This window comes from Pseudomonas rustica (genome assembly GCF_018336155.1).
Lineage (GTDB): Bacteria > Pseudomonadota > Gammaproteobacteria > Pseudomonadales > Pseudomonadaceae > Aquipseudomonas > Aquipseudomonas rustica.
The window spans coordinates 1-11,953 of record NZ_JAGYHF010000009.1 but is presented as its reverse complement, the minus strand read 5'-3'; the positions used below and the strand labels follow the sequence as shown (position 1 = coordinate 11,953).

Below are 11,953 nucleotides of genomic sequence, written 5' to 3'. Positions count from 1 at the left end.
CGGAAGTCGCAACACCCGTTGGACAAGGATCGTTATGAACAGTCATGCCGTTCACGCCCGTCATGCTTGTGATTCGCCGGGCATTTATCCGTTTACCGGCCTCCCCGTGCGTCTCGGGTTTCCAGCCAGCGATGACTTCGAAATCATTCACGATGACGATGGCGCCGATGCCGTGATCGCGCATCGGGAGTTTCTGCGCATCACCCGCATGTGTCGCGTATCGGGACAAGTGTTGCCCTATCGATGTCGGCAGACCCGGCAACTGCAAACCGGCCTGCATCTTTACGACCCACGCTTCTGCGGATTGCTGGAACATTCCTGCAACCCCAACGTGTTTCTCGACATGAGCGAATTGTGGCTGTGGGCGCTGAAAGATATCCACAGGGGCGAACGGCTGACCATGGATTTCGCGGCCACTGAAGACAAACTCTTGCGCCAATTCGCTTGCCATTGCGGATCGTCGCAATGTCGTGGGTGGATCACCGGTCACGACGAACCACCCAACCGCGAAGGCCAACAGTTTTTACAGCGCAGGCGCCACGCGGGCCTGCGCTGAAACGCTGATTACGGCGCGCCGACCGGACGCAAACGGTATTGCGGCGGCAATTGCTCGAAACCACTGATGGTGGTGTTGAGACTTTTCCAGCGGCCATCCTTGATGCCGTAGATGCAGCCGTGGATCGACAGGCTCTGCCCACGATGCCAGGCGTTCTGGATGATGCTGGTGTGGGCGACGTTGGCCACTTGCTGGATCACGTTGAGTTCGCACATCCGATCGACCTGTTCTTCTTCGGTCGGCAACTTGGCCAGTTCTTCGCGTTTTTCGTAGTACAGATCGCGAATCGAACGCAGCCAGCCGTCGATCAGGCCGAACTGGCGATCCTGCATCGAGGCGCGCACACCGCCGCAACCGTAGTGGCCGGTAACGAGAATGTGCTTAACCTTGAGCACATCCACCGCGTACTGAATCACCGACAGACAATTGAGGTCGGTGTGCAGCACCACGTTGGCGACGTTGCGGTGAACGAACAGATCGCCCGGCAACATGCCGACGATTTCGTTGGCCGGCACACGTGCGTCGGAACAACCGATCCACAGATATTCCGGCGTTTGCTGGCGCGCCAGCTTGGCGAAGAAATCCGGGTCTTCCTTGGTGATCGCGTCAGCCCAACGCTCGTTGTTATCAATCAGGTCTTGTAAGTCGTGCATGCTGTAAGGCCTCAAGAAAGATGCGCTGGTATGACAGTCGACCGCCCGTCGGGGTCACGCTTGAGCCGAAAGTGATTTCGTGGGAATTCTCGTGTGCCCGGTGAGTCCACCTAAGTAAGGCCCACAGTATGAGGATTTGCCATGACTGATTCACGACGCCCTTACGATGCGGTGCAACCGGAGCCCATCGATGATAACGAAGACCGCATGGGTTCGGTGCATGAGCTGGATTTCGATGAAGACGAGCCCAGCGCGAAAATCGGTGATGAAATCCCGCAGCGTGAACGCGAGCAGTTGATGCCCAATGAACGCGTGCGTGAGGCGGGGATGACTGGCGCCTCGGTTGCCGACCATGAGCCGACCGACGATGACATGAGCCCGGAAACGCTGATTCATGAAGACGGTGCGCGGGATGCCGAAGAGGCTGGCGAAGGCAATCAGGCGGATTGGGATTTGAGCATTGTCGATGAGGATGACATTGGCGGTGGAAATGGGCTGGATGAGGCGGAACTGGCGCGGCGTGATCCGATGGATGGCAAGCGCTGACAGACCCGATCCCCTGTAGGAGCTGCCGAAGGCTGCGATCTTTTGATCTTTTTGCATGATCCGGAACAAGATCAAAAGATCGCAGCCTGCGGCAGCTCCTACAGGGGGGATGTTGTATCCGCAGGAGCAGAATGAGTCAGGGGGTCAGTCAACCAAAGTGCAGGCCATGACCACCGCATCTTCACGCCCGCCCACCGCCGGATAATAATCCCGACGCCGGCCAATCTCGTTAAAGCCATAACGCTCATACAACCGGAACGCCGCCGTATTACTGTCGCGCACTTCGAGAAAACACTCCCGAGCCTCAGCCGCATACGCACGCGACATCAAATGCTCCAGCAATGTCAGCCCCAACCCTCGCCCCTGACTCTCCGGTTTCACGGTGATATTGAGCAGATGCGCCTCATCGAGAATGATCTGCACCACACCATGCCCAACCTGTTGCTCACCTTCGAACATCAGCCAGATCTGGTATTTGCCCAAGCCGTCGAGAAAAATCCCGCGTGTCCACGGATGGCTGTACGCGGCGAATTCAATCTTCAGCACAGCGTCCAGATCCGCCTCGATCATCGGGCGGAACGATACAGCGTCACTCATTCGATTCTTTCCAGCGCGCCATCAGCCGACGCATGGCTTGCCACACAGCGGCTTTGCGCTGTGGCTCTTCCATTAACAATTCCAGACCGGGAATGGCCCAGGCTGAGCCCAGACCTTCGATCTGCAACTCACGATTGAATGCTTCAGCGTCCGCTTCACCGGCGAAACGCACTGCCGGCAGACCGATCAGCCACAGGCAGGCGCAGGGTGCGGATTCCATTTGTACCGAAAGGAAACCCTGCACAAAGTCGCGCGCCGCATCCGGGCCCTGATCCATGGTGCCGCGATTGAGCCATGGCCAGCGCACTGGCTCGCCGACGATTTGCGGTGCATCCGGCAGGCCGGCGGCACGCAGCATGTCTTTGAGCAATAAATAAGCAGGATCACGGCTCTGGAACGGTTCGCCTGTGGGTAACTCGACCAGCAGCAGGCAACGCCCGGCCCGCAGTAATTGCAGGGCGAAACGCGGCGGCGGCACCGGTGCGGGCTTGGCGACGACTGGCGTGTCGTCGGCCTCTTCCACCGGTTTGGCGTTGGTTCGCGTGCTCGCCAGCGACGGGCGTGGCACTTCGATCTTCGGCCGCTCGCTCGGGCGCGCAACAGGCTGCACCGGCGCTTCGGCCTGAGGCGCGGGCACCAGCGGCGCTTCTACCTCGGGCTCGGGCATGTCCAGCAGCTCGGGACGCGAGGGCGCGGCGAAAGGCAATTCGGTGCGCGGCAGCCAATTGACCACCTGCATGGCGTTCAAATAGGCGCGGCGGCGGGACTCGATAAGCAAAGGGTCGGCCACTTGTGGATAACTGAAGTGGGCTGATTCTACCGCCCTTCGCCCAAGATCGCCCGTTGTTGATCAATCACTTGACCGAAAGAAAAACAACAGCCTGTCCCTGGATTGAATCGTATCGGCTGCGATGCAGTACAATCGCCGCTTTTCATTGCCAACCAGCCGGGCATTCCGATGATCGAACCCAAGCGCGTCTTGCGCGCCCTCGCTGAACACTGGGCGCTTCTGGAGCCTTTGTGTGAGCACTTCGACCAAGGCACATTGAGCCTCAACGAACTGCGCACGCAACTGGCCGCCCAACAACTGGACAGCACGCCGCAGGACATTACCAGCCTGCTCGACGTGTGGATTCGCCTCGATATTCTGGTGCCGGTGGCGAAAAGCCCGAACCGTTTCGAGCTCAATGCGCAGATTCACGACTTCCTCGCTTACCTGCGTCGTGAACACCGTTTGGGCCTGTGCCTGGAAATCGAAGCCTATTTGCGTCACCTCGAACGCCTGGCCGGTTACATTCAGGATGCGTTCGACGTTCGCGACGGTCACGACCTCGCCCGTCAGCTGCGTTTGCTCGACATGCGTGTTCGCGATGTTCTAAAGAAACTCGACAACGACGAACAAGCGCTGGTGGCGGTGGCAGAACGCGCCAAGACCAGTGACCGGCAGATTCCGCTGCGTCAGCGTTACGCCGAAGTACTGGCGACGTGGGACGAATACGTCGAGCCGATGATCGATCTGGTGAACGCCGACGGCGCCTTCGAACAAGGCGTGCGCAAGGTCGAAACCGTGCTGCTGAAAATGCTCAGCGAGCAACAGCGCCTCGGCCATTTGGTTGACGATGACATGCTGCTGCGCACCCACGCGCGCATCCTCGAAATGCAAACCAGCGCGCAATTGACTCTGCGGCATGCCCGCGAACTGTTGCTGCCGCTGCGTGAAGAAGCCCGCCGGCACAACGCCGTGACCCGTGGCGCCGCGCTCGCACTGGCGGCGATCCGCCGCAAAGGCATCGACGCCGTGCCGCAAGCCGCGATGCCGATGTTCACTCGCCCGCAAAGTACTTTCCTCGGCAGCGCTAGTCAGGTCGAAGCCTACGTGTACGCGTTGGCGCGTTTCGAGCCGAAACCGGCACGCTTCCCGAAAGCGCACAAAACCCAGAAAGGCGAAGCGCCACGCGCACCACGCACCGTGCGCGAGATGGTCGACCGTTGCGAAGAATCCCTGCCAATGCCGGATCTGATGACCTGGCTGCTCGAGCAGGAACCGGACGGCGCCACCGACGAATTGCTCTACTGGTTCTCGCGCCTGTCGCGGGAAAAACGCTTCACCCGCGAGCGCTTGGAACGCCGCGAATACCACACTCATGAGCACCAGGTCAGCCTGCGCTCCTTCGCCCTGCTCTCGGCCCGCGACAATGCCGCCGAGGATTCTGCGAGCATCCCCAATGCATCTTGATCTCTCCGAACTGTCCCAACTGGCACCGATCTTCCGCGAGCTGTTCAAGGGTTACCACGTCAGCCGCCGCGACCCGGAACTGTACGCGCAACTGTCGAACTTCCAGGATCAATACCGCACGCTGTTCAAGGCGCTGGGTTTTGAACTGGTCTGCGACACCCGTGGTTTCTACTACTTTGTGCCGGACATGGCCGCTGCGGCGGTGAACAAGACGGCGCAGCGTCTGGCGCTGTTCACCTTCATCCTCGTCGAGCATCTGGCCGATCAGGGCCGCGACCCGATCGCCGTGCTCGATGGCGGCAGCCTCGGCCGCGAAGAACTGCCGTCGCTGCTGGAGAAGTACCGCGACCTGTTTATTCAGGCTGAAGTGCAGACCGTCGAAGAGCTCGAAGAAAAGATCATGCGCCGCATGACTCAACTCGGTTTCGCCGGCGAAGAAAACGGTGTGTACCGCTTCCTGCCACCGATGCACCGTTTCCTCGACGTGTGCCTGTCGGTACAGCAAGACCGCGATCTGGCGGCCAGCGTGCACAGCGTATTGCCGCTGCCAGCGCCGGTGCTGATCGACGAAGCGGCGGAAGCCAAATTCCTCGAAACCGACGATCCGCTTGATCTCAGCGAATTTGATGAAGAGAGCGAAGAAGACGCACTGGCCCGCGCCATTGCCGAAGAACAGGAGTCCGACGCATGAGCCAGGAACGCTACGGCATCCGCCGCTTTGCCCTTTTGAACACCGCCGGTTACAGCCTCGGCCTGTTCCCGCTGGAAGAACCGCTGTCGGTTTACGGCGCGAACAACCTCGGTAAATCGGCGTCGATCAACGCCTTGCAGTTCCCGATTCTGGCGCGCATGTCGGACATGAGTTTCGGCAAGTACAGCCTCGAACAATCGCGGCGCTTCTACTTCGCCTCCGACACCAGTTACATCCTTGTCGAAGTGAATCTGCCACACGGCCCGCACGTGATCGGCGTGGTCGGGCGCGGCCCGGGCGGTGGTTTCGGTCACCAGTTTTTCGCCTATGCCGGCAAGCTCGATCTGGCGCACTACCAGAAGAATGACACCTGCCTGCGTCAGAAAGAGCTGTTCAACAACCTTGAGAAAGAAGGCCTGAAAGCCTACGAACTCAAGCCGGATGAGCTGCGTCGTTTGCTGGTGGGCGGTCACACGTCTATTCCTTTGGATCTGACCCTGATCCCGCTGCGCTCCACCAGCGAGCAAAGCCTGAAGACTTTCCGCGCGCTGTTCATCAACCTGCTGCACATGCGCGAAATCACTGCGGCCAAGTTGAAGCAGTTGTTCCTCGATGCCTTCGAACACAGCCTGCGTTCGGGCAGTGTCGATTACATCGCCGCGTGCGAAGAAGCCTTCCGCGACGTGCGCCGCATGGAACAGGACTACAACTCGCTGGTCGCTGCCGGCCCGTTGGTTGAAGCCTTGGCCAATGGCGTGAAACAGCGCGACGTGCTGCGCGGCAAGCTGCATCGCCTGTCGCCGCTGCTCGATTCGCTGCTCGGCACCTGGTCGGATTACGCCAGTGCGCGCAAGGAAGAGCTGACGATTCAGGCCGACCACTACCGTGGCGAGCAGGACAGTCTGCAAAACAATCAGCGCGGCGGTACTCAGGAGCTGATGCGTCTGGAGCGGGAAATTTCCGGCATCCAGCGCTGGCTCGGCGAGCTGTCGGTACTGAAGAATCGCTTTGCTTTGGTCGATGACGTGAAAGTGCTGGAGCAACAATTGCTCGCGGCCAAAGACGCCCACGACGAACTCGCCGGCGCCTTGGCGCAATCGCGTCAGTTCAGCGCCGAAGATCTCGAAGAGCGTTTGCGCGATCTGGAAAAACGCCTGAAGTCGGTGAAGCAGCAACTCGATCACGCCGACAACAACAGCTACGCGCGACTGCGCGAAGAATTTTCGCAACCCGACGTCGAACGGTTGATGCGTCTGTTCAACAGCGCACTGTTCAGCCTGCCGCTGGGCGAACACGGCATTACCCTCGACGAGGGTGGCGAATGGGTCAAATCGGTTGAGCTGATCCTTGATGGCTTCAAGGGTGAACGCTTCGAAGTGCCGGGCCTGTCGATAGACCTCTCGCACATTGAGCCACCGGCGCTGCAAGCACTGGCCGACCGTGCCGCGTTGCGCGACCAGAAAGAACGTCTGGACAAAGAGCTGAAACAGCTCAAGACCCAGCAGGCCGTTGCCGCTGACCGCGCCGCGAGCAAGACCCAGACCGAAGCGCTGTACCAGCAAGTGCTGGACGCGCAGAAAGCCCTGGAAGATTTCCGCCGCACGCAGACTTTGAGCGCTGAAGAAAGCGACAAGCTCGAGCAACTGGCGCAGATGGAAGGCGCGCAGGACGAACTCAAGCGTTCCAGCGATGCCTTCACCGAACGCGTCCAGCAACTGTCGGCCAAGCTGCAACTGGTCGGCCGCCAGATCGCTGATATGGAAGCCAAGCAACGCACGCTCGACGATGCATTGCGCCGTCGTCAGTTGCTGCCGGCGGATCTGCCGTTCGGTACGCCGTTCATGGATCCGGTCGACGATTCGATGGACAACCTGCTGCCACTGCTCAACGACTACCAGGACAGCTGGCAAGGCTTGCTCCGTGCTGACGGTCAGATCGAAGCGCTGTACGCGCAAGTGCGCCTCAAAGGTGTGGCCAAGTTCGACAGCGAAGACGACATGGAGCGCCGTTTGTCGCTGCTGATCAACGCTTACGCGCACCGTACCGATGAAGCACTGACGCTGGGCAAGGCCCGTCGCGCGGCGGTTACCGACATTGCTCGAACCCTGCGCAATATTCGCAGTGACTACGACAGCCTCGAGCATCAACTGGCGCTGTTCAACCGCGAGATCAACAAACGTCAGGTCTCCAACCTGCAGAGCTTCCGCATCGTTCTCGCGCCGAACAAGGAAGCGCTCAAGCACATCGATCAGATCATCCACAGCGCCGGTCAGTACGAAGAAGGCGAAACCCTGTCGGTGTTCGACCTCAGCCAAAGCGCCGAGCAAGACAACAAGAACGAAGAGGCCAAGGAATACCTCGCGCGGTTGGTGGCAGCAAACCACAACCAGCTCGGCCTCAAGGACTTGTTCGAACTCGCGTTCGAAATCACCAAGGTCAACGGCCAGCCGGTTATTCACACCGACATCGATGGCGCGGCGTCCAACGGCACGACCATGACCATCAAGGCGCTGACCAACATGTACTTGTTGCTGCACTTGATGGATCGCGATCAGGCCGGGCGCGTGCGTCTGCCGTACTACCTCGACGAGGCGGCGGATATCGATGAGAAGAACCAGGCCGCACTGCTGGAAACCAGCCTGCAACTGGGTTTCGTGCCGATTCTGGCGAGCGTGAAGCCGCAGGTCTGCGCCAGTGTCGCGATCGACCTGGAAGGCGGCAGCGGCCCGGCGGGAATCTACATTGATGAGGCGGACTGGAAGTACATCCGTCGCCATGATGTGGTGAAGGCCACGGTGAATGTTGAAGCGGATGAACCGGAGATGGATGCGGTTTGATCGGCGTTAACTGAAGATAAAAAAAGGGCCGCGATCTGTTTGGATCGCGGCCCTTTTTTATGCCTTGGAATTTGTGCTGAATTGGCTGGCCCTATCGCGAGCAGGCTCACTCCTACAGTTGGAATGCGTTCCCCTGTAGGAGTGAGCCTGCTCGCGATGGCCCCACTTCAAACACCGCAGGATTTACTTACCGAGCGAAATCTTAGGCGCCCACGTCAGCCACTCATCCTCAAACTTGTCGAACAACGGGAACGTCTGCTCCGCCCGAGCCTGACCGCCCATCCGCTCACCATCCGGCGTAGCGAATGCGATGCCGCCCTGAATCGCCGTCTCCAGCGATTCGGTGCGCACCGTCAGCCCGTTGAACAAACCGATATCAAACCCGACACCGCTGGTGTTCCAGAAGCGGCTGCCACTGCGTACGAGCGGCGCGTATTTCGGCTCGATCAGAATGTGCACCAATACGCGATCAGCGGTCTGACCCAGTTCATAACCCGTAACTTTACCCACCGTGATTTCACGGTAAGTCACCGGCACACCCGGCTTCAACGAACCACGGCGAGCGGCGCTCAACACCAGACTCAGACCCGCCTCTTGTTTGGTGACTTCCGGCGCATTGGCCAGCGCGACAAAGTTCTTCTGCGGGCCAAGGTTCTTCGCCGCTGGCTGCACTTCGATGTACTTGCCGGTTACCAGGGTTTCCAGATTCTCTGTCTTGATCAGGCCGAGCTCAGGCTTGACCACCCAGAACTGACTGCCAACCCGGGCAATCTTCTCCGGCACTTCCGTGATGCGCGCGGTGAGGATGACCGATTGCAAGTCGTCAGTCAGATCAACGCTTTCAATCTTGCCGACATCCAGCCCTTTGAAACGAACCGGCGTGCCGCTGCTGAGACCGTCGGCGCGATCGACTTTGATCGTTACTACGCTGCCTTTTTTACTGGCGTCGTCATGATTGGCAAACAGACGGAAACGCGGAATGCGTTTCTGCAGCGGTGCCTTGGCCTGCGGTGTTTCGAAGGCGATACCGCCGGCCATCAGGGTTTGCAGGGATTCACTCTTGACCTGAATGCCGCCGGTCAGCCCGCCAGTCAACGTGACACCGCTGACATTCCAGAACCGCGTCGAAGCGTTGACCAGGTTTTCGTATTCCTTCTCGATGTGCACGCCGACGATGATTTGTTTGCGCGTCTTGGAGAATTGATAGCTCTGTACCGAACCGACCTTGACCTGCTTGTACAAGATCGGACTGCCGACATCGATCGAACCCAGCGTGTCGGTGAACAGCACCAAGTGCAGACCCGGCGAACGCAGATCCAGCGGCGGCGCTTTCGGACGTGCTTCGAACTCACGTTTCGGGGCGGCACCTTTGTCGCCCGGACGCACGGCGATGTAATTACCTTTCACCAGCGCTTCGAGGCCCGTGATGCCGGCCAGCGAGATCGACGGTTTGACCACCCAGAACTGAGTGCCCTCCACCAGATAATCTTCGGCCAACGGATCGAGGGTCAGCTCGGCGGTGGCGCTGTTCAGATCGGCATCGACTTTCAATGCTTTCAGGTTGCCGACCTGAATGCCTTTGTACATCACTGGCGTACGGCCAGCCTGCAGGCCTTCGAAGTCGCTGAGTTTGACCTTCACACGAATACCGGCAGCGGCGGCGTCGAAGTCCTCGTAGAGACGGAATGGCAGGCTCGGATCGGTTGGCGGACTGTCCTTGCGATTCTCCGGCGTGGCGAAGGCGATACCGCCGGCGACGATGCTGGCCAGCGATTCGCTGCGCACTTTTACCCCGGACAGGTTGGCGTCGATGCTGATACCGCTGGCGTTCCAGAAACGCGTGTGTTTGCGCACCAGTTTGGCGTAGGTCGGTTCGATGAACACTTTGAGCTCAACAGTGCTTTGGTCTTCCGACAGCACATAACTTTTGACCTGACCGACTTTGATCTGCTTGTAGAACACCGGGCTGCCACGGCTCAGCGAACCGAGACGATCAGCCTTGATGGTCAAGTGCAGACCAGGTTTGGCGTCGGACAGCGGCGGTTCTTCGGCCAGCGCCTTGAACTTGCGCGCGGGCTCGCCTTCGCCGGGACTGATAGCGACGTAGTTACCTGAGACCAACGTCTCCAGACCAGTGATGCCGGCCAGAGTTACGCTCGGTTTGACCAGCCAGAAACGCGTGCTGGTCTTGAGGTATTGCTCGACGTCCTTGTTCATCTCGACGGTGGCAATGACGCCTTTGGAGTTGCCCTCGTCGTCGAGCTTCAGCGTTTTGACCTTACCGACCGACATGCCCTTGTACATGATCTCGGTTTTATTGGCCTGGATGCCTTCACCGCTTTCAAAGCGAATCTGGATCTCGATGCCGGTTTCGGAATAGGCACGCCAGCCGAGCCAGCCACCGATGATCAACGCGATCAGAGGCAGTACCCAAATGGCAGACCAGTTCGAGGCCGGTCGGGTTTTCGCTACGGGCAAATCAGTCATGGTCGTCGTCCGACTCCGTGTTATCCCAAATCAGTCGGGGATCAAAAGTTACTGCGGCAAGCATCGTCAGAATCACCACACTGGCGAAGGCGATGGCGCCAAGATTGGCTTCGACACTGGCTAAGCGGCCGAAATTGACGACCGCCACCAGAATGGCGATCACAAAAATATCGAGCATCGACCAGCGGCCAATGAACTCGATAAAACGGTACATCCAGATGCGCTGCCGAGCCGACAACGGCTGTTTTCGTTGCACTGAGAACAACAGCAGCGCGATGCCGACCAGTTTGAAAGTCGGCACCAGAATACTGGCGATGAACACCACAGCAGCAATCGGGATCATGCCGTGCTGCACCAACTGGATCACGCCGGACATGATCGTGCTTGGGTCACCTTGACCCAAAGAACTGACAGTCATGATCGGCAATACGTTGGCCGGTATGTAGATAATCGCCGCCGTGATCAGCAGGGCCCAAGTACGGGTGAGGCTGTTCGGCCGGCGCGCGTGAACCAATGCACCGCAGCGGGTGCAGGTTTGTTCATCGTTGTCCGCTTCCTGCCGGTTCAACTCGTGGCATTCGGTGCACGTCAGAATGCCTGCATCAATCGCCCGCATGAGCATCTTCCCCTGATAACGCCTGCCAGATCTGGTGCGGCGACATCACCACTTCCAGCCAGACCTGAACCAGCAACAAGCCGATAAAACACGCCAGGCCAAGGCCGACGGTGATGGCGGCCATGTCCGCCAGTTTGACGATCGCCACCAGTACGCCCATGAGGTAAACCTCGAGCATCCCCCAGTCTTTAAGGTGGTGGTAAATGCGGTAGAGCAACAAGCCATAGCTGCGACCGATATCGAAACGGATCGTCAGCAGCACAAACAATTGGCACAGCAACTTGAGCAGCGGAATGGCCATGCTGCACAGGAACACAACAATCGATACGCCTTGCATGCCGGTATTGAACAGACCGAGCACGCCACTCCAGACCGTATCATCCGAAGACTGCCCGAGTAGATTGAGCTGCATGATCGGCAAAAAGTTCGCCGGTATGTACAGCAGCAGTGCCGCAATCACCAGGGCAAGGCTGCGCTGCACCACGTTATGGCGATGGGCGTACAACTCGTATCCGCAGCGGGGGCAGAGGGCTTTCTCGCCGTGGGCAAGTGTTGGCTTGCGCATCAGCAGGTCACACTCGTGACAGGCCACCAAGTCTTCCAGCGGTAGATCTGACAGCCCGGGGGCGTCAACCGACTCTGACATAAAGGCTCTGGCTCCAAAAAAGGTGGGGCTATTCTAGTGTTCTGGTTCGAAAATAACTGTGCAAATTTGTTCGATGAACCGTGCAAAA

The 11,953-nt window shown here is 59.0% G+C and carries 11 protein-coding genes; 5 read left to right on the top strand and 6 right to left on the bottom strand.

The window, feature by feature from the left end; all coding sequences use genetic code 11:
* The first annotated feature begins 34 nt into the window (after positions 1-34).
* A complete protein-coding gene (locus tag KFS80_RS18160) occupies positions 35-556 on the top strand; it encodes an SET domain-containing protein (protein ID WP_212545491.1) in 522 nt (173 codons plus the stop codon).
* Between the two features lie 8 nt (positions 557-564).
* On the opposite strand, the gene can is transcribed toward KFS80_RS18160, so the two are convergent.
* Entirely contained in the window at positions 565-1,209 is a 645-nt protein-coding gene (gene can, locus KFS80_RS18155) for a carbonate dehydratase (RefSeq protein WP_053123831.1), read from the bottom strand.
* A gap of 141 nt (positions 1,210-1,350) precedes the next feature.
* On the opposite strand from can, the gene KFS80_RS18150 reads away from it, so the two are divergent.
* Positions 1,351-1,755 carry a serine kinase/phosphatase gene (locus KFS80_RS18150; RefSeq protein WP_212545490.1) on the top strand — a complete coding sequence of 135 codons (405 nt, stop codon included), beginning with the start codon at positions 1,351-1,353 and terminating at the stop codon, positions 1,753-1,755.
* A gap of 144 nt (positions 1,756-1,899) precedes the next feature.
* On the opposite strand, the gene rimI is transcribed toward KFS80_RS18150, so the two are convergent.
* Positions 1,900-2,352, bottom strand: coding sequence for a ribosomal protein S18-alanine N-acetyltransferase (gene rimI, locus KFS80_RS18145; RefSeq protein ID WP_053123834.1), 453 nt, complete (start codon positions 2,350-2,352; stop codon positions 1,900-1,902).
* Positions 2,345-3,091, bottom strand: coding sequence for an energy transducer TonB (locus KFS80_RS18140; protein WP_212545608.1), 747 nt, complete (start codon positions 3,089-3,091; stop codon positions 2,345-2,347). Before KFS80_RS18140 ends, rimI begins: the two co-directional genes overlap by 8 nt.
* A gap of 219 nt (positions 3,092-3,310) precedes the next feature.
* Between KFS80_RS18140 and mksB the strand changes: the two genes are divergently transcribed.
* From mksB to mksF, 3 genes are read left to right on the top strand one after another with little or no spacing between them, the layout of a single operon-like run.
* Complete coding sequence (gene mksB, locus KFS80_RS18135) at positions 3,311-4,588, top strand: Mks condensin complex protein MksB (protein ID WP_178124224.1); 1,278 nt, start codon at positions 3,311-3,313, stop codon at positions 4,586-4,588.
* A complete protein-coding gene (gene mksE / locus KFS80_RS18130; RefSeq protein WP_053123840.1) occupies positions 4,578-5,279 on the top strand; it encodes an Mks condensin complex protein MksE in 702 nt (233 codons plus the stop codon). The genes mksB and mksE overlap by 11 nt, the downstream gene beginning before the upstream one ends.
* Complete coding sequence (gene mksF / locus KFS80_RS18125) at positions 5,276-8,116, top strand: Mks condensin complex protein MksF (protein WP_212545489.1); 2,841 nt, start codon at positions 5,276-5,278, stop codon at positions 8,114-8,116. Before mksE ends, mksF begins: the two co-directional genes overlap by 4 nt.
* Before the next feature lie 183 nt (positions 8,117-8,299).
* On the opposite strand, the gene KFS80_RS18120 is transcribed toward mksF, so the two are convergent.
* From KFS80_RS18120 to KFS80_RS18110, 3 genes are read right to left on the bottom strand one after another with little or no spacing between them, the layout of a single operon-like run.
* Positions 8,300-10,603, bottom strand: a complete 2,304-nt coding sequence (locus KFS80_RS18120; RefSeq protein ID WP_212545488.1) for a PqiB family protein — start codon at positions 10,601-10,603, stop codon at positions 8,300-8,302.
* The gene (locus tag KFS80_RS18115; protein ID WP_053123847.1) at positions 10,596-11,219 is read right to left on the bottom strand and encodes a paraquat-inducible protein A; all 624 of its coding nucleotides are present in this window, start codon (positions 11,217-11,219) and stop codon (positions 10,596-10,598) included. Before KFS80_RS18115 ends, KFS80_RS18120 begins: the two co-directional genes overlap by 8 nt.
* Entirely contained in the window at positions 11,206-11,865 is a 660-nt protein-coding gene (locus KFS80_RS18110) for a paraquat-inducible protein A (protein WP_159815603.1), read from the bottom strand. Before KFS80_RS18110 ends, KFS80_RS18115 begins: the two co-directional genes overlap by 14 nt.
* Positions 11,866-11,953 lie beyond the last annotated feature (88 nt).